The sequence below is a fragment of the Rhizobium sp. 'Codium 1' genome, assembly GCF_020889605.1.
In the GTDB taxonomy this organism is placed as follows: domain Bacteria; phylum Pseudomonadota; class Alphaproteobacteria; order Rhizobiales; family Rhizobiaceae; genus Allorhizobium; species Allorhizobium algae.
In genome coordinates this window covers 70450-87507 of the sequence record NZ_JAJGPW010000002.1, presented here as the reverse complement: position 1 = coordinate 87507, position 17058 = coordinate 70450, and the positions used below count along the sequence as shown (strand labels likewise).

The 17058-nt window shown below is 61.7% G+C and carries 19 protein-coding genes; 7 read left to right on the top strand and 12 right to left on the bottom strand.

The genetic code is table 11. From position 1 onward, the window contains the following. Positions 1 to 87: 87 nt before the first annotated feature. Both LJE98_RS05660 and lgt read right to left on the bottom strand, forming a co-directional pair. A complete protein-coding gene (locus LJE98_RS05660; RefSeq protein ID WP_229574065.1) occupies positions 88 to 1188 on the bottom strand; it encodes a class I SAM-dependent methyltransferase in 1101 nt (366 codons plus the stop codon). 9 nt (positions 1189 to 1197) lie between these two features. Beyond that, complete coding sequence (lgt, locus tag LJE98_RS05655) at positions 1198 to 2046, bottom strand: prolipoprotein diacylglyceryl transferase (RefSeq protein ID WP_229574064.1); 849 nt, start codon at positions 2044 to 2046, stop codon at positions 1198 to 1200. Between the two features lie 190 nt (positions 2047 to 2236). Here lgt and LJE98_RS05650 point away from each other — a divergent pair, with 190 nt between their 5' ends. The 4 genes from LJE98_RS05650 (at position 2237) to LJE98_RS05635 (ending at position 4601) form a co-directional block, all read left to right on the top strand. Further along, positions 2237 to 2497 (top strand): accessory factor UbiK family protein, encoded by a 261-nt coding sequence (locus tag LJE98_RS05650; protein WP_229574063.1) that lies wholly within the window; start codon positions 2237 to 2239, stop codon positions 2495 to 2497. Positions 2498 to 2938: 441 nt separating this feature from the next. After that, on the top strand, positions 2939 to 3439 hold the full coding sequence (locus LJE98_RS05645) for a YbjN domain-containing protein (protein WP_229574062.1): 501 nt from the start codon (positions 2939 to 2941) through the stop codon (positions 3437 to 3439). Between the two features lie 2 nt (positions 3440 to 3441). Continuing rightward, positions 3442 to 4260: a pyrroline-5-carboxylate reductase gene (gene proC, locus LJE98_RS05640; protein WP_229574060.1), complete on the top strand. Its 819-nt coding sequence runs from the start codon at positions 3442 to 3444 to the stop codon at positions 4258 to 4260. Further along, complete coding sequence (locus LJE98_RS05635; RefSeq protein WP_229574056.1) at positions 4257 to 4601, top strand: tRNA-binding protein; 345 nt, start codon at positions 4257 to 4259, stop codon at positions 4599 to 4601. The genes proC and LJE98_RS05635 overlap by 4 nt, the downstream gene beginning before the upstream one ends. A gap of 40 nt (positions 4602 to 4641) precedes the next feature. On the opposite strand, the gene LJE98_RS05630 is transcribed toward LJE98_RS05635, so the two are convergent. From LJE98_RS05630 to LJE98_RS05620, 3 genes are read right to left on the bottom strand one after another with little or no spacing between them, the layout of a single operon-like run. Next, on the bottom strand, positions 4642 to 6024 hold the full coding sequence (locus LJE98_RS05630) for an ATP-binding protein (RefSeq protein WP_229574055.1): 1383 nt from the start codon (positions 6022 to 6024) through the stop codon (positions 4642 to 4644). Positions 6025 to 6068: 44 nt separating this feature from the next. Next, positions 6069 to 6785, bottom strand: a complete 717-nt coding sequence (locus LJE98_RS05625; protein ID WP_229574054.1) for a response regulator — start codon at positions 6783 to 6785, stop codon at positions 6069 to 6071. After that, positions 6772 to 7296 carry a MarR family winged helix-turn-helix transcriptional regulator gene (locus LJE98_RS05620; RefSeq protein ID WP_229574053.1) on the bottom strand — a complete coding sequence of 175 codons (525 nt, stop codon included), beginning with the start codon at positions 7294 to 7296 and terminating at the stop codon, positions 6772 to 6774. The genes LJE98_RS05625 and LJE98_RS05620 overlap by 14 nt, the downstream gene beginning before the upstream one ends. 309 nt (positions 7297 to 7605) lie before the next feature. Between LJE98_RS05620 and LJE98_RS05615 the strand changes: the two genes are divergently transcribed. Both LJE98_RS05615 and LJE98_RS05610 read left to right on the top strand, forming a co-directional pair. Then, positions 7606 to 7761, top strand: coding sequence for a hypothetical protein (locus LJE98_RS05615; protein ID WP_229574052.1), 156 nt, complete (start codon positions 7606 to 7608; stop codon positions 7759 to 7761). 89 nt (positions 7762 to 7850) lie between these two features. Continuing rightward, positions 7851 to 8495 (top strand): MBL fold metallo-hydrolase, encoded by a 645-nt coding sequence (locus LJE98_RS05610; RefSeq protein WP_229574051.1) that lies wholly within the window; start codon positions 7851 to 7853, stop codon positions 8493 to 8495. Positions 8496 to 8556: 61 nt separating this feature from the next. Here LJE98_RS05610 and LJE98_RS05605 read toward each other — a convergent pair whose 3' ends face one another. The 5 genes from LJE98_RS05605 to LJE98_RS05585 all read right to left on the bottom strand — a co-directional run bounded on the left by LJE98_RS05605 (position 8557) and on the right by LJE98_RS05585 (position 12848). Further along, a complete protein-coding gene (locus LJE98_RS05605; protein WP_229574050.1) occupies positions 8557 to 9012 on the bottom strand; it encodes a BA14K family protein in 456 nt (151 codons plus the stop codon). Between the two features lie 156 nt (positions 9013 to 9168). Further along, a complete protein-coding gene (locus tag LJE98_RS05600) occupies positions 9169 to 9384 on the bottom strand; it encodes a cold-shock protein (protein ID WP_006725577.1) in 216 nt (71 codons plus the stop codon). Positions 9385 to 9922: 538 nt separating this feature from the next. Further along, complete coding sequence (locus LJE98_RS05595; protein ID WP_229574049.1) at positions 9923 to 11071, bottom strand: PQQ-dependent sugar dehydrogenase; 1149 nt, start codon at positions 11069 to 11071, stop codon at positions 9923 to 9925. A 123-nt stretch (positions 11072 to 11194) separates the two neighbouring features. Next, a complete protein-coding gene (locus LJE98_RS05590) occupies positions 11195 to 12481 on the bottom strand; it encodes an NAD(P)/FAD-dependent oxidoreductase (protein ID WP_229574047.1) in 1287 nt (428 codons plus the stop codon). 67 nt (positions 12482 to 12548) lie between these two features. Beyond that, positions 12549 to 12848 carry a hypothetical protein gene (locus LJE98_RS05585; RefSeq protein ID WP_229574046.1) on the bottom strand — a complete coding sequence of 100 codons (300 nt, stop codon included), beginning with the start codon at positions 12846 to 12848 and terminating at the stop codon, positions 12549 to 12551. Positions 12849 to 13209: 361 nt separating this feature from the next. Here LJE98_RS05585 and LJE98_RS05580 point away from each other — a divergent pair, with 361 nt between their 5' ends. Further along, positions 13210 to 14412, top strand: a complete 1203-nt coding sequence (locus LJE98_RS05580) for a pyridoxal phosphate-dependent aminotransferase (RefSeq protein WP_229574044.1) — start codon at positions 13210 to 13212, stop codon at positions 14410 to 14412. Between the two features lie 101 nt (positions 14413 to 14513). Here LJE98_RS05580 and LJE98_RS05575 read toward each other — a convergent pair whose 3' ends face one another. Both LJE98_RS05575 and LJE98_RS05570 read right to left on the bottom strand, forming a co-directional pair. Next, positions 14514 to 15719 (bottom strand): OpgC family protein, encoded by a 1206-nt coding sequence (locus tag LJE98_RS05575; protein ID WP_229574043.1) that lies wholly within the window; start codon positions 15717 to 15719, stop codon positions 14514 to 14516. A 189-nt stretch (positions 15720 to 15908) separates the two neighbouring features. Beyond that, on the bottom strand, positions 15909 to 17033 hold the full coding sequence (locus LJE98_RS05570; RefSeq protein ID WP_229574041.1) for a calcium:proton antiporter: 1125 nt from the start codon (positions 17031 to 17033) through the stop codon (positions 15909 to 15911). Between the last annotated feature and the right edge of the window lie 25 nt (positions 17034 to 17058).

Here is a 17058-nt window from a genome sequence, read left to right as displayed (position 1 = left end):
TGCTGCGAAATGATTGGATTCAATCGGCTTTCTTCGATTTCGAGCCTATTGGAACGGGCGCGATCGTGCAGATCACGCACGTCCGTGTCAATCCTTGGGTTTGAAAGGCTGCAATTGGACCGCGGGCATGGAGACGGCCATGACCTTGAACAGTTCGCCCATATAGCCGTTGCCGGCGCCGGCCAGGCGATGCACGGCCTCGACGATTTCGGTCTGCATCTTTTCGTCCTTGTCGCGGCCGAGGGACGCCGCCCGCTGCTCGATGCCGAGCCCGACCAGGAAATCGCCCTGGTGCATGCAGCCGTTGAGATGGACGCCGGCCGCAAGGGCTGTGCGGGCGAGATTTTCGAAGTCGACATGGCTCGTCAGATCGGCGTGGCCCGGATGGGCCAGGGGCGGGTCATATTCGTGGGCGCGCACCGCCTGAAGCGTGTCGCCGAAGTTGGTGACCATGTGACCGTAGTCGATGACCAGAGCTGTGCCGTGATGTGCGACCAGGCGCTCGCAGATCGTCAGCATCACCGATTGGCGGGCAGGCGCCACTTCGAAGATCTCGCCATCGGCGGGCAGGCTCATGCCTTGTGGCAGCATGGCGGGATCGAGCGTGGCGACACCCAGCGTGAAGCAGAGTTCGTCGTTTTCGTCGAGGCCGACCATGCGCTCGCGAAACCCCTTCTGCGTCTTGACGAACTGCCGGATCGGGATGGCGTCGAAGAGCTCGTTGGCGGCGAGCAGCGTGAAGCCTTCCGGCACGCCGTCGAAGCTCTCGTGCCAGGAAACCTTGTCGCCGTGGGAGGACAGGGTTTCCATCTGCGTGAGTTTCAAGAGAGCGCTGGTTTCGACGAGATGCACCGTGGCGGTCTCGTAGAGATTGGGGGCCGCGCGGGAGATGACGCGCAGCATGTCGGCCATCATCGTGCCGCGGCCGGGTCCGATCTCGACCAGGCGCACGTCGCGGGGTTCACCATGGCGCTGCCAGGTGTTGATCATGAAGATGCCGAGCATCTCGCCGAAGAGCTGGCTGACCTCTGGCGCTGTCACGAAGTCGCCATCCCGGCCGAAGGGATTTCGGGTCCGGTAGTAGCCGTGTTCGGGATCGGCGAGGCAAAGAGCAAAATAATCGGTGACGCTGATCGGGCCATGGGCCGATATCAGCGACTTGATCTTCTGGGCGAGCGGTGTGGCCATCGGCGCTCCTCAGCCTTGCGTCACAGGGGTGGCGCGGCCAGCCCGCATGAAGATGACGATCCCGATGAGCAGCATGGGCAAGGACAGGACCATGCCCATGGTCAGCCAGCCACCGAAGAGATAGCCGATCTGGACGTCTGGCTCGCGGAAGAACTCGACGAAGATCCGGGCAGCCGCATAGCCTGCGACGAAGATCCCGGTGACGCGGCCGGGCCTGAGCAAGGCGCCGAAATAACGCGCCAGGAGCTGGAGTATGATCAGCAGCATAAGGCCTTCCAGGGCCGCTTCGTAGAGCTGGCTCGGATGACGGGGGAAAGGGCCACCGGTCGGGAAGGCCATGGCCCAGGGCATATCGGCCGGGCGACCCCAGAGCTCGCCATTGATGAAGTTGGCGATGCGGCCGAACAGCAGGCCGAGCGGTACGACACTCGCCACCAGGTCGAAGAGGCTCCAGAGGCGGATCTGATGCTTGCGGGCAAAGAAGACCATGGCGAGCGTCGCGCCAATGAAGCCGCCATGGAAGGACATGCCGCCGTTCCACACCTCGAATGCACGCATCGGACTGGCTGCCACCGAGGCAAAATCGTAGAAGAAGATATAGCCGATGCGTCCGCCGGCGACGACGCCGATCGCGGCCCAGAGGATGAAGTCATCGATCTGCTGCAGGGTGGCCGGTGCCTGGCCGTTTGGCCACAGATGCGGGCGTTTCAGCAAGTCGCGGGCGATCATCCAGCCGAGGAGGATGCCGGCGACATAGGCCAGCCCATACCAGTGGACCGCCAGCGGTCCGATCGAGAAGGCGACCGGGTCGATCGCGGGAAAGGATACGGCGGCGAAAAGGTCCAGAACTGACAACAATGGAGTACTTTCGTTAATGCTGCTGGAAAATGGCGTTGCACAATGGCACGGTCAAGATGGAATCGGGCCGTCTGCGACACCGTCAACCACCTTTATCTATCGTTGCCGCCTTGCATGCCGGCGGATCTGGTCCTACCTCCTTCTTCAAGGGTTCAATCCCAGTCCGCAGTCTGCTTGAGAGGAGTTTTCCATGTCGACCGGCCCCAACCGTATTCTCGATGATTTCGCCAAGTTGATGACCGATGCCGCCGGCGCCGCGCAAGGCGTGCGCAAGGAAGTGGAAACTGCCTTCCACGCCCAGGCCGAGCGATGGCTGAACAGCATGGACCTCGTCAAGCGCGAGGAGTTCGACGTGGTGCGCGAGATGGCGCTCAAGGCACGCGAAGAGAATGAGGCCCTGCAGAAGCGCATCGAGGTTCTCGAAGCACAGCTTTCGGCCAAGGCCAAGTAAGGCGGCTGCCTCCGTTCGGGCGGATCGACCTTCATTTGCGGATCTGGTGAAGACCCATTGCCTGTGGCTTTGGGTCTTTTTGTTATTTCAGCACCTTGACCGGTCCCTGCGGGGCCATCTGCGACGAAAAAAATGCAGCTTGTGGACAGGTGGCAAAAAGCCAATCGCCAGAGTCGCTTATGGGGTGATGCAAAGGCGATTCTGAAAGCGCCATCCACAGGCGTGTAGGCCAAATGTCGCTATGGGGGCTGGTGCTGGACCCTGACGATTATACACTGATTTTCAACGATGATTCTGAGTGGTGCCGCGTAAGTTTCGGGCAGGGTGCGTGTTCTATCCTGGGGTCCTTCGGAATCGTTTTCAGTAATTTCCGGTTCAGGTGTCCGAGTGACCCGGCGGTTCGCCGGGTGCCCGTATTCATTCCGGTCAATAAGGTGATGCATGAGCCTCATGGAAATCGAAGTCGAACGCCAGTCAAACCCGGTCGACATGATCGAGTTCGTCGCGGCGACCAATGACTGGTCGTTCGAGCGTTCGGGCGAAGACGAAATCGCAATGACCGTCGAAGGGCGTTGGGCCGACTACAATGTCTCCTTCTCCTGGATGGAGGAGTTCGAGGCGCTGCATCTGGCGTCCGCCTTCGACCTCAAGATCCCCGAAAACCGGCTCAACGAAGTCATCAAGCTGCTCTCCTACATCAATGGTCAAGTCCTGATGGGCCATTTCGACCTGTGGCGGAACGAGGATGTGGTGATCTTCCGCCAGTCGCTGCTGCTCGCAGGCGGCGCGGAGCCGACCAATCGCCAGGTCGAAGTGCTGCTCTCTTCCGCTGTCGATGCCTGCGAAGCCTATTACCAGGCCTTCCAGTTCGTGGTCTGGTCCGGCGTCGACGCCAAGAGCGCCATGGACGCCGTTCTGTTCGAGACGGTCGGAGAAGCCTGAGCATGACGGGTGCCGCATTCGGACAGATCGTTCTCGTCGGGGCAGGGAACATGGGCGGCGCCATGCTGGCCGGCTGGCTGAAGAGCGGTGTGCCCGGGTCGACGGTGACGGTGCTCGATCCCGGTCCTTCCGAAAAAATGGTCGCGGCGATCAACGAGGCCGGTGCGCGCCATGCGGTAACGCCCCCGGAAGGCCTTGCCGCCGACATTCTCTTCCTCGCCCTGAAGCCGCAGGTCATGGATGCTGTGCTGCCCGGCCTCAAGTCTCTCGTCGGCCCGCAGACGACGGTGGTCTCCGTCGCCGCCGGCAAGACGCTTGCCTCGATGGAAGGGCATCTCGGCAAGGCGGCCATGGTGCGTGCCATGCCGAACACGCCTGCCATGGTCGGACGCGGCGTCACCGGCGCCTTCGCCAATGCTGCCGTTTCCGACAGTCAGCGTGATATCGTCCATCGCCTGCTCCAGGTTTCCGGCCCTGTCGAGTGGGTGACAAGCGAAGCAGACATCAATGCCGTGACCGCAGTCTCGGGCAGCGGTCCGGCCTATGTATTCTATCTCGTCGAATGCATGGCAGAGGCAGGCCGGAAAGCGGGCCTGCCGGCGGACCTCGCCATGCGTCTCGCACGGGAAACGGTCGCGGGGGCTGGTGAATTGTTGCACCAGTCCCCCGACCCGGCTGCCCAATTGCGCAAGAACGTCACCTCACCAGGGGGCACGACGGCAGCGGCGCTCTCCGTGCTGATGGCCGAGGACGGCATGCAGCCGCTGTTTGATCTGGCGATCGAGGCGGCGCGCAAGCGGGCCGAGGAGCTGGCCGAATGACCGGCTCCGAGATCAGCTTTGCCGACTTCGAAAAAGTCGACATTCGTGTCGGCACGATCGTGGAGGTCGAAGCCTTTCCGGAGGCACGCAAGCCGGCCTTCAAGCTGAAGATCGATTTCGGCCCCGAGATCGGCATCAAGAAGTCGTCTGCGCAGATCACCGTGCATTACACGCCGGAGACGCTGATAGGGCGCCAAGTACTTGGTGTGGTCAATTTTCCGCCGCGTCAGATCGGGCCTTTTCGGTCCGAGGTTCTGACGCTCGGCTTCGAAGACGCCAACGGGGCGATCGTGCTGGCAGCCGTCGAACAGCCGGTGCCCAACGGCCAGAAGCTGATGTGATTACGGGGGCTTCGGCCCATTTTCTTTGCAGGATCAGGTTTCAAACCGGAACACGGATGATTGCGCGCAGGCCGCCCAGCGGACTGTCTTCGAGGGTGACATTGCCGCCATGGCTGCGCGCGATGTCGCGGGCGATGGCCAGACCCAGGCCCGTGCCCGATGCGTCGAGGTTGCGTGCCTCGTCGAGGCGATAGAAGGGCTTGAAGACGTCGTCGCGCGCTTCCTTGGGAATGCCCGGCCCATCGTCGTCGAAAACGATCACCAGCCATTTCGCCGTATGGCGCGCGTCGATGTCGAGGCGGTGCGCATAGCGGCGGGCATTGGAGGCAAGGTTCGTGACCAGGCGCGTGAAGGCGTTGGGACGGACAAAGACCAGAGGATCGCCTTCCAGCTTCCAGGTCAGCTTTCGGTCATGCAGCGCGAAATCGGCTTCGATCCGCTCGAAGAGTTCGCCAAGGTCGAGCCTGCCGACATCCTCTTCCACCTCTCCCTTGGCAAAATCCAGGTAGCCTTCGAGCATGCTCTGCATGTCGTCGATGTCCTGATTGAGGCTGTCGATTTCCGGTCCGTCGCCGGCGAGTGCCAGTTGCAGGCGAAAGCGGGTGAGGATGGTGCGCAGGTCGTGGCTGACGCCGGCCAGCATGGCCGTGCGTTGCTCCATCTGGCGCTCGATGCGCTCGCGCATGAGGATGAAGGCGAGGCCGGCGCGGCGCACCTCGTCGGCGCCGCGCGGCGAGAAGCCTTCCGACAGGCGCTGGCCCTTGCCGAAACTTTCCGCCGCGTTGGCCAATGCCATGATTGGCCTGATCTGGCCGCGCAGGAAGAGGATGGAAATGACGATCAGGACCAGCGCCGTCGAGACCATCCAGACGAGGAAGATATGGGTGTTGGACGCATAGGCCGAATTGCGCGAGGCGAAGATGCGCAATGTCTGGTCGCCGAGGGCGATGCGGATCTCGACAAGACGTGAGGTGCCGACCGTATCGATCCAGAAGGGGCGACGGATCTGCTCGGCGATTTCGTCGGACAGAATCTGGTCGAGGATGGAGAAGAACGGGCGCGGGCGGGGCGAGGGGAGCTCCGTGCCCGGCTCCAGAGAGACGATCAGGTTCAGCCGATTGGCCGCCACGTTGACGATCTTGTCGAATTCCTCTTTCTCCGGGTAGAGCTCGATCAGCTCGATGACAGCCGAGATGTCACGGGTGACGGCTTCGGAGAGACGTTCGGTCACCAGCTGCCAATGGCGCTCCATGAAGACGAAGGCGACGACGGTCTGCAGGATCAGCATCGGCAGGATGATGATGAGCAGCGAGCGGGCGTAGAGACCGGTCGGCAGCCGGTGCCGCAGCCAGCGCAGCATGCCCGGCAGTCCGGTCGCCGGGCTGCGGTCCTGATCGCGACGGATCTGATCGAACAGCGTCATGTTCCACTACTTCCCCGGCGCAGCGCGCACCGTCGTCGAAGGCTTCAATCCATGCTCAGGCGGTAGCCGATGCCGCGGACCGTCTGCAGCCAGACGGGGTTGGCGGGGTCATCCTCGATCTTTCGCCTGAGACGGTTGATCTGAACGTCAATCGTGCGCTCGCCGACCTCGGCATCATTGCCGACCAGTTCGTGCCGCGGGATCGTGTCGCCGGCGCGGGTGGCGAAGAGATACATGATATCCTGCTCGCGGTCGGTAAGGCGGATGATTTCGGCTCCCTTGCGCAATTCCTTGCGCAGAACCGAAAAGGTGTAGGGGCCGAACATGACCTGTTCGATCTTGGGAGCATCCGGGTTCATGTTGCGCTTCAGGATGTTGTTGATCCTGAGCACCAGTTCGCGCGGATCGAATGGCTTGGCGAGATAATCGTCAGCACCGGCTTCGAGACCGGCAATGCGGCTGTCGGCCTCGGATCGGGCGGTGAGAAGAATGATCGGCACTCGCTTTTCATCCGACAGGCTCTGGGTGAGCGACAGGCCGGATTCGCCCGGCATCATGACGTCGAGCACGAGGAGATCGAAACTCAGGCCCTCCAGCTTGCGCCGCGCTTCGGCGGCGTCGGCTGCAATCGAGACACGAAAACCCTTCTCCGTCAGGAAACGGTGCAGGAGATCGCGGATACGGGTGTCGTCATCGACCACCAGGAGATGAGGGGCATCGTCGGTGAGCTCAATCTTCTTCGACACGTCAGTCTGCTCCATCCGTCTCGAGGGTCTGTATCACGGTCTGTCTCTGCATGCCCTCGAGGAAGCGGCGCACCGCCGCGCGCTCGTCTGATGTCATGCCCTCCATGGCGTTGGCTACCCGGCGGGACTGGGGCTCGGAGAGGGCGAGCGCAAGTTCCCGGCCGGCGAGCGTGGGATAGAGGCGTCGCTGGCGGCGATCGGCGGGGCCGGCCATCTGGCGGATGTAGCCGCTGTCGATCAGTTCCTTCAGCACGCGGGCCAGGCTCTGTTTGGTTATCTGCAGGATGGACAGGAGGTCGGCGACCGTCATGCCGGGGCGGCGACTGACGAAATGGACCACCCGGTGATGGGCGCGGCCATAGCCAAGCTTGGCAAGGATGGCATCCGGGTCGGAAACGAAATCGCGATAGGCGAAAAACAGGCTTTCGATGGTTTCGAAGTCGATCGACTTGTCGTCGACCACCGGCAGATCCGGCAGAGTCTTCTTGGCAGTCTTCGTCGCAGACTGTCGGGCCACGCTCGTCATTCCTTTCCTCCGGCGTGCGCGAAATCGCTCGCGACCGCCGGCTCATCACTCATCGTTCAGGGCCGATGCTTCCCCGCGCCAAGCCGTCTTTGCGCGGCCGGCCGTTCATCCCCCGTCTCACTGGCGGGGATTGCAGGCAAAACTATGCGCAAGTGTAGCAAATTTCCAACAAATTTACGCAGATCGCACAGCTTACAGGCGAGGCTACGAAACCTATCGCCGTCAGCCTCGTTAAACCCGCAGTGATCAAGCGCAAGCCCGGGACAAGCCGTATCGGCGAGGTTTGCGAAAGGAGAGAGGACAACGACCATGACGGACCGCGAGCACACGACCCAGACTTCCAGCCTACGGCCTGTCGCCATGCTCGTCTTCACCGCGAAGATCATGGTGGCGAGCTTCCTGGTTGCGCAGGCGTCCATTCTTCCCGCCTCTCCGGTGTCGCAGGTTTACGGCCTGTCGCGCTGACCGCCAAACCGGCTGGCCGGCTCGCGGTTTCTCTCGGAGCAGGGCCATGCTAAGGCGCCTTACCGAACTGAGAGAAGGACCGTCAGCCCATGGGAAAGATTCAAGCGGGCATCATCCCCGTCACACCGTTCCAGCAGAACTGCACCATCCTCTTCGACGACGAGACCCGTGAAGGCGTGATCGTCGATCCGGGTGGCGATGTCGATGTCATCCTGCAGGTGATCGCGGAGAATGGCATCACGCTCAAGGCGATCTGGCTGACACATGGTCATCTCGATCATGCCGGCGGTGCTGCCGAACTCAAGGAAAAGACGGGGCTCAGCATTGTCGGGCCGCACAAGGACGACCTGCCGCTGTTGCAGCGTATCGAGACCCAGGCGGCGTCCTATGGCATTTACGGGCTGCGCAGCGTCGTTCCGGATCAGTGGCTGGAGGATGGGCAAACGGTCTCCTTCGGCGATCACGTCTTCGAGGTCTATCACTGCCCGGGCCATGCCCCGGGTCATGTCATCTATTTCAATCGTGGCCAGCAGTTCGCCCATCTCGGTGACGTCTTGTTCAGCGGGTCCGTCGGGCGGACGGATCTGCCAGGCGGTGATCATCAAACCCTGATGAACTCGATCCGCGACAAGGTCCTGCCGCTTGGCGATGACGTAGGCTTCATCTGCGGGCACGGGCCGGGCAGCCGGATCGGCGACGAGCGGCGCTCCAATCCCTTCATTCAGGGTCTCTGAACGACAAAAGCGCCGGGTGACCGGCGCTTTTTCGATTCTGCGGTGCGGTTACGGTCGCGGCTCAGCCGGCCGTGCAGAAATGCGTGCGGCCGTCATAGCCGACGAAGGTGCCAGTGCGCGCGTTGAAGCTGCGGTAGCGCTGGGCGCAGTAGTCATACCAAGCGCCGGTCCAGGGCTCGATGCCATAGGACTGAACGACGGGGCGCGGCTGCTGATAGACCGGGCGCGGACGATAGGTGTGGCGCGGCGGCGGCGGCGGGTAATCGTCGACATAGTAGTCCGGCTCGTTGTAGACGGAGACCGGCCGGTCGACATAGACGCGGCGCTGTGGCGCAGGATTTGCAAGCGCTGAGCCGACGATGACGCCGGTCGCCAGGCCAATCACGCCGAGGGCGAGGGCATCGTCGGACCGGTGATGGCGATAGTTGCGGTCACCGGCTTCGGCCTGCGTTGCAGCGGCGATGGGTGTCAGGGTGACTGCAGCAGCAAGTAGAGCGTTTTGCGCAAATTTCATCATGACGTCTGTTCCTCAGCCTTGGCTAAACCATGGGCCGGTTCTGGCTGTTCGGGCCGCCGGCGATGATTGCAATCTATGAGGCACCGCCTGAACGCAGGCTGAACGAAAAAACCCGGCAATAATGCCGGGCCGCAATTCGTGGAGATCCGGTTCGTATCAGCCGGAGATCTGCAGGTTCACGGCCTTGGGGCCTTTGCCACGGCGATCGGGCTCGGTGTCGAAGCTGACCTTCTGGTTCTCGGTCAGACCCGATAGGCCCGATGCCTGAACTGCGGAGATATGGACGAAGATGTCCGCGCCGCCGTTGTCGGGCTTGATGAAGCCAAAGCCCTTGTCGGTATTGAAGAATTTTACAGTGCCAGTCTCGGCCATGCGTCAGGTCCTTTTCTCTCTGCCCATATTCGGCGGGGCAGCATTGCAATGTACCCGCGAGCGGGTGAGCGGCAGGCATTTGTCGAAATTAGAGGAAAGGGGCCCTGTTACCGCAGACTAGCCAAGTGCATGTTGCCATCCACTGTAGTTGGTCGGCCCGGGGTTGTTATAGCGTCCCCGGCGCGCATTACTTTATAGGTCTTCCCATGCTCGCAAAATTGCCCGAACAGTGGAAGAGTGCTTGCTTTGTCGAAAATTGGCAAGCGAAAGTTTTAACCCTTTCGTGGGTGAGAGTCCTTTGTTTTCAGTGCGAACAACGTGATTCGCGAGACCAAAAAGCTCTCCTGGCGCCATTTCGCCGAAAATTTGCATCGCTTGCGATGGAGATTGGGTAAATTGGCTGCGCAAACACGGAGTTTTGCGGGTGAAAATTTCTCGTGTTCGATTTTCGCCGTAGCCTGATATCGCCGCCGTCTGGCAGCTATTTCCGCCCAGATTTGCTTCCTTGCGGGGACGTGCGGCCTGGTCTTGGCAGTCTTCAGCTGTCGCTGCCACGCGTAATGCGCAGCAATTGGCCGTCCTCTTCGTCGGTCACCAACAGAATTGAGCCGTCCGGCGCGACTTTCACGTCCCGGATACGTCCATATTCGCCACCCAACATCCGCTCTTCGGTTTCAAATGAGCCTTCGTCGTTGCGTTCCATGCGCGCCAGGAGTTGGTATTTCAGGGCTGCGACCAGAAAGTCGCCGTCCCATTCCGGAAACATTGTGCCGCGGTAGATGGCAAGCGCCCCGGGTGCGATCGACGGGTCCCAGTAGTGGAGCGGTTGCTCGTAGCCGTCGGCGGACTGTCCAATGCCGATCTCAGCGCCCGAATAATGCTTGCCGTAGGAGATGACGGGCCAACCGTAGTTTTTGCCGGCCTGCGGCGCGTTGATCTCGTCTCCACCGCGGGCACCGTGTTCAACCGTGTAGAGACGGTTGTCGGCGGGATCGATCGCAAGGCCCTGTGGGTTGCGGTGGCCGCTTGACCAGACCTCCGGCAGGGCCTGACCCTGCGGGTTTCCATTTGCCGGGCTGCCGTCCGGTTTGATGTGCAGGATCTTGCCGGCGTGGTCAGCGGGATCCTGGGCGCGATCGTCGTCGCCCCGATCGCCGATGCCGAAAAAGAGGCTGCCATCGGCTGCGATGGCGATGCGCGATCCGAAATGCTGGCCGGCCCTTGTCAGCTTGTTCATCAGGAAGATGCGGTCGACCTCTTCGAGGCGTTGCTCGTTCTCGCTGAGGCGGGCTGAAAAGACGGCGGTGCCCTGGCCTCCCGGACCGGGGACAGCCGCAGTGAAGAACAGCTGCCGCGTTTCGGCAAAGTCCTTCGCGAGCGCCACATCGAGAAGGCCGCCCTGACCGACGGCGGCGATCGCCGGTAGCCCGCGCAGAGGCTCGCCGACCTTTCCATCTCTTATTATGCGCATGCGGCCGGGGCGCTCGGTCACCACATAGGCTCCATCAGGCAAGACCTCGACGGACCAGGGATGTTCCAGGTCGCCGGCGACGGTGGTAACCTTCAGGGTGACATTGCCGGCATGATGCTCCGACTGGTCCTGTGCCGAGGCGGGCAGGGCGAGGGCGAGTGCAACAATGGGCGCTGCCAGCAGCTTGGTCTTGTCCGACAGGTTCAGCATCTTCATCTCCTCGTCCCGGCATATCTCATGACTTCTGGTCAATGTGGGGATGGAAATGCCTGTGGCAAGACGTGGAGTGGGCAGGCTGCGCCTCCTGACCGAATTGTGAAGAGGCGCCGCCGCCGTGCATCAACTGTCGAAGCTGACGGCCTTCAGCTTGTCGATGCCGAGAGCCTGCAAGGCGAGCTTTTCGTAGAAGGGCTCCGACTTGCCGAGCTTCACCTTGTAGAGGAAGTATTTCTCGAAGCCGATCTTCGCGGCGTGAACCCATTTGCCCTGTGACGACCAGTTGACGTTGCGGGGCGGCAATTGCGGCTGGGCGACGAAGGCGATGCCGCCATCGCCGAAATCGGCGAGGCAGACGGCGTTCCAGGTCCCTTGCGCATTGGCTTCCTCTCCGGCGATGAGATTGGCGATGTTGTGCGCCGTGGCCGTCACCATGGATTCAATCATGAAGCCGGTCTTCGGTACGCCGACAGGCACCGGCGTCTTGCCTATGGGCGGGATCGCGACGCAGACGCCGACAGAAAAGACGTTGCTGTAGGTCGGGTTCTGCTGGTGTTTGTCGGTGAGGATGAAGCCGCGCGGATTGGTCAGGCCCTCGATGTCTCTGACCGCCTCGATGCCGCGGAAGGCCGGGAGCATCATCGTGTAGACCGAGGGGATCTCGTGGGTCGCCTTGACGGTGCCGTCCTCGTTGATCTCCTCGGCGACGACCTTGTCGCTCTCGAACCGGTTCACGCGGGCGTTCGTCACCCATTTGATGTGCTTGGAGCGCAGTGCGCTTTCGAGCAGGCCCTTGGTGTCTCCGACACCATCCAGCCCGAGATGACCGATATAGGGTTCGGAGGTGACAAAGGTCATGGGAACGCGGTCGCGGACCTTGGCATCGCGGAGCGCCTTGTCGAGTATGAACGCGAATTCATAGGCCGGGCCGAAACAGGAAGCGCCCTGGACCGCGCCGATGACGACAGGGCCGGGATTTGCGACGAGCTTGTCGAAGGCTTCCTTCGCCGCAAGTGCGTGATCGATGTGGCAGACGGATTGCGTGTGGTGGTCTGGACCGAAGCCTTCGATTTCGTCAAAGGCGAGATCAGGGCCGGTGGCGATGACCAGGTAGTCATAGTCGAGTGAGCTGCCATCGAGCATTTCGACCCGGTTTTCACCCGGGTGAACGCGGGCCGCGCCCTGGCTGTGCAGGGTGACATTGCGCTTGGCGCAGGCGGGGCGAAGGTCCACCTCGATTTCTTCCCGTCCGCGCCAGCCGACGGCTACCCAGGGGTTGGATGGCACAAAGGAGTAGGTCGGCCCCTTGCTCAGGAGATCGATCTCGACCTCCCGGCCGAGGCGGTCTCTCAATTCATAGGCCATGATCGTGCCGCCGAGACCGGCACCCAGAACTGCAATGCGTTTCATGATGGCTCCTCCAATTGGTGGAGGATAGTATCTACGAAACTACATATATATCAAGTAGACTATTTTCTTAGACGTCTTCTGCCCGGGCGCGCTGGACGATGTCGTGCCAGCCGCGCTTCCACAGGGCCAGGCCCCCGGCCGCCATGACGGCGAAGCAGGCGAGCAGAAGGAGAATGAGAAGATGGCGCTCGGTCTGCGGCAGTGGGAGGTCCTGGCCGTGTGAGGCTGGGACATGGACGAGCCGAACGGGGGCGGCGCGTGCGATGCTTCCCGTCGTCAGATGGTCGGCACGGGTGTCGTGAACCGTCAGACTTTGGGCGACTGGCGCTGTGGCGGGTGGCGTGGCGGCGCCGGGGCTGGCGAACATAAACAGGGCCAGAGCCAGGCCGCTGGCGGCCGCCAACCACGCGAGGGATCGGCTCCGACGGGAAGGAGGTGTGCGTGCTTCCAATTCGTAATCCATGGCGGGTGCCTTCGTCTCGTTGACTTGACCGCATGAAACCGTGTGATCACGTCCGCAGAACGACGAAATTGTGGCGTTTCGCATATCGAATTGTGATTTCGCCGGTCAGCGCAAAATTGGTGCGGATGGGGAGACCGCGCCATGGTTCGATTCTCTTCAGCTTCCGATGCTTTTGGCTTGAAAGGCGGGGCCTCTTTCGCCATAGAGCTTGGACCTGAGGCCCCAGTGACCGGGGCCGATGTTCAATCAGCTCAGGACCTGCACAATGGCTTTCCTCGCCGACGCCCTTTCCCGCATCAAGCCTTCCGCGACCATCGCCGTCACGCAGATGGCCCGGGAACTCAAAGCGCAAGGGAAAGATGTGATTTCGCTTTCCGTTGGTGAGCCTGATTTCGACACGCCCCAAAACATCAAGGATGCGGCTGTGGCCGCCATCGCCCGCGGCGAGACGAAGTACACGCCGGTTGCCGGCATTCCGGAACTGCGCAAGGCGATCGCTGACAAGTTCAAGCGGGAGAACGGTCTCGACTACAAGCCCGAGCAGGTCATTGTCGGCACGGGTGGAAAGCAGATTCTTTTCAATGCCTTCATGGCGACAATCAATCCGGGCGATGAAGTCGTCATCCCGGCGCCTTTCTGGGTGTCCTACCCGGAAATGATCGCACTGTGCGGTGGCACGCCCGTTTTCGTCGAAACGACACTCGAGAACGACTTCAAGCTCACCGCCGAGCAGTTGGACAAGGCGATCACGCCGAAGACCAAGTGGTTCATGTTCAATTCGCCGTCCAACCCCTCGGGTGCTGCTTACAGCAAGGAAGAACTGAAGGCGCTGACCGACGTGCTGATGAAGCACCCGCATGTCTGGGTTCTGACCGACGACATGTACGAGCATCTCGTCTTCGGCGACTTCGTCTATTACACGCCTGCCCAGGTCGAGCCCGCGCTCTACGAGCGCACCCTGACGATGAACGGCGTCTCCAAGGCCTATGCGATGACCGGCTGGCGTATCGGTTATGCGGCAGGCCCGCTGCCGCTGATCAAGGCCATGGACATGATCCAGGGCCAGCAGACCTCAGGTGCCTGCTCGGTTGCCCAGTGGGCGGCCGTCGAGGCGCTGAACGGTCCGCAGGACTTCATCACGGAATCGAAGAAGGCCTTCGAAGAGCGCCGCGATCTGGTTGTCTCGATGCTGAACCAGGCCTCGGGCATTGTGTGCCCCAAGCCGGAAGGCGCCTTCTATGTCTATCCGTCCTGCGCTGCACTGATCGGCAAGACCGCGCCCTCCGGCAAGGTCATTGCAGCCGACGAGGACTTTGTCATGGAGCTTCTGGCGACCGAGGGTGTTGCCACCGTGCACGGCTCGTCCTTCGGCCTCGGCCCGAACTTCCGTGTGTCCTACGCGACGTCCAACGAGAAACTGGAAGAAGCCTGCAGCCGCATCCAGCGCTTCTGCGCCTCGCTGAAATAAGACCGACGTTAAGGGTTTTTCCGAAGGGTTCGCCATAAGGCGGGCCCTTTTCGCATTGGGGCACTGGCTCAGGCATCCGCCTGTCTTGGTGCGGTCTGATGTCATGCCGGGGTTTTTATGCCGTTGCCGACATACGGTGCGTTGGCGAAGATCTTCTCCCGGTCTCGCCACAGGGCGGGCAGGGTGAGAAGGCCGAGCGCCGCAAAGGTGATCGCGGTCTTGGTCAGTTGCGACAGTTCGGGCGTACGGGCATCGAGATAGTAGACCGCGTAGACGATCAGCACGTGCCAGACGTAGATCTGGAGCGAATGACGGCCCAGGAGCTGGAGGATGTTCAGCGTGAAGAGGCTTGTCAGTGTCGAGGCGATCCGGCGGATCAGTGCATTTTCGTGGCGCGGGCCGGCGATCAGGATCCAGGCGAGGCCATAGGCGACGGCTGCAAAGTTGATCAGATAGACGGGGCCGAAATCGGCGCGGACTTCCATCAGGCCGAATTTTTCCAGCACGAAGCCCGGCATGAAGCCATGGGCGGTCGCGACGCGCAGCGGCAGGAAGAAGAGGGTGATAGCGAGTGCGGTCCAGACGAGTGTCGTGCGACCAGGGTCGAAAACCTTCTGCCATTCGATCTTCTTCATCGAGGTCAGCGTGCCCGCGATGATGCCGGCGAAGAAGACGATCTGCCAGCCCAGCAGGTTGAACGAAACGCGCAGGCCGTTCTCATCCGGCGCGCCAGCCAGCCAGGCGTCGAGCGGGTAGGTGAGGATGCGATGAAGGCCGAGCTGGGCTGCGAGCCAGACCAGCAGGGAGCCGATTGCGACGCCGAGCCAGTTGCCCCGCAGGCAAAGCCAGATCACCACGGGCGCGAAAACCATATAGGCGATGTATTGCGGCAGGATGTCCATGAATGTCGGCTGGACAAGGAAGGTGGCAATGGGAGCCAGCGAACTCGGGTCGAGCAGGCTGGCATCGCCCAGCCAATTTTCCCAGGCGGACACGGCACCCGGCAAGATGAGCTGGAGAGCGAGTACGATCAGGATGATCGCCATGGCGTAGCGATAGAGTTCCAGCGCACGCGACCAGATCTTGTCACGGCCGGCGGTATAGCCGTCCTTCATCATCTTGCGGCTGTAGACCATGCCGGTCAACAGGCCCGAGAGGAAGACGAAGCCCTGTGCATCTTCGACGAAAGCGAGGTTGCGGTGGTTGATTTCAACGAGCCAGAGGCCCCCGGTGAACACCAGGTGGTTGATCAGCATGAAGACGAGGAAGTAACCCCGCATGCCATCGATCACGTCCAATCTCTTCACGTTCGACTCCCGAGTTGGCCCCCCGGTGATCCGCAGGGGCGATCATCATCCGCATCGTGTTGAGAATGCGGCGGGAGGCCCAATGGAGGCCGATCCTTGCGGGAGGAACGGCAGCTTTCCCCAAAAGTTCCGCGACCAATTGCTCACGGAGCCGTGCCCGAACGGCGATGGATGGGCTTGCCGCGCGCCTCAGAGGCCGAGAAAAGCGAGCATGATGAAGGTGGCGAAGAGAACGAAATGGGTCATGCCCTCAATTGCATTCGTCTCGCCGTCGTTGAGATTGATGGCGGCCGCGACGAGGGTAATGGCAACCATTGTCGTCTGTACCGGGGTCATGGCCATGACGAAGGGCTGGCCCGTGTAAAGCGCGATTGCCTCCATCACAGGCACCGTGAGGATGACGGTGGAGAGGGATGCGCCCATGGCGATGTTGACCACGGCCTGCATGCGGTTTCGCAAGGCTGCGCGCAGGGCGGTGAGTATTTCCGGGGCAGCGGAAATGCCGGCCACGAGGATCGCCGTCAAGGCGACCGGCGCTTCGGTGCCTTCGAGGCCGGCATCCATCATGACCGACATGATCTCGGCGAGAACGCCGATCAGGACGACACCGAAGAGGATCACGGCGATGGACCAGATCGTCGATCCCTTATGCGCCTCGTCCACGGCCGGGGCTTCCTTCGGCGGCGTGGCGGGCGGCGTCTCCGCTGGGCGACCCGCTTCACGGCCGGGATAGCTGTAGGAGAAGAAGTAGCTGTGGGTTCCGACCTGCATGCGCAGGAACAGCGCGTAGAGCGCAATCATCGCCCCGATCGTGAAGGCGGAATAATATTGCCAGCGGTCAGACGGCACGAATTCCGGGACGATCATCGATATGCCCATGGCCGTCAGGATCATCACGCCATAGGTTTTGCCACTGTCGTCATTGTAGGGCTGTTCGCCGTGCTTCAACCCCCCGAGCAGAGCGGCGAGGCCGAGAATGCCGTTGATGTCGAGCATCACGGCCGAATAGATCGTGTCGCGCACCAGGGTGGGGGAGGCGCCGTTGTTCATCATGATGGCGAGGATCAGGACTTCCACAGCGACGGCCGAAAGCGTCAGGATCATCGTGCCATAGGGATCGCCAACCTTGTGGGCGAGGATTTCCGCATGATGGGCGACCCGCATGGAGCCCACGACAATGGCGGCGATCAGAACCGCAGCGCCGACCAGAGAGGTCGCCTGACCCATTTCCAGCACCGCATGTTCTGAGAACCAGGCGATGATGGCGACGGCGATCGGGATGAGGAGAAGTCTTTCCTGCCTGATGAGGGACACGGCTTGTTCCTTGTGGTGGCTTGCG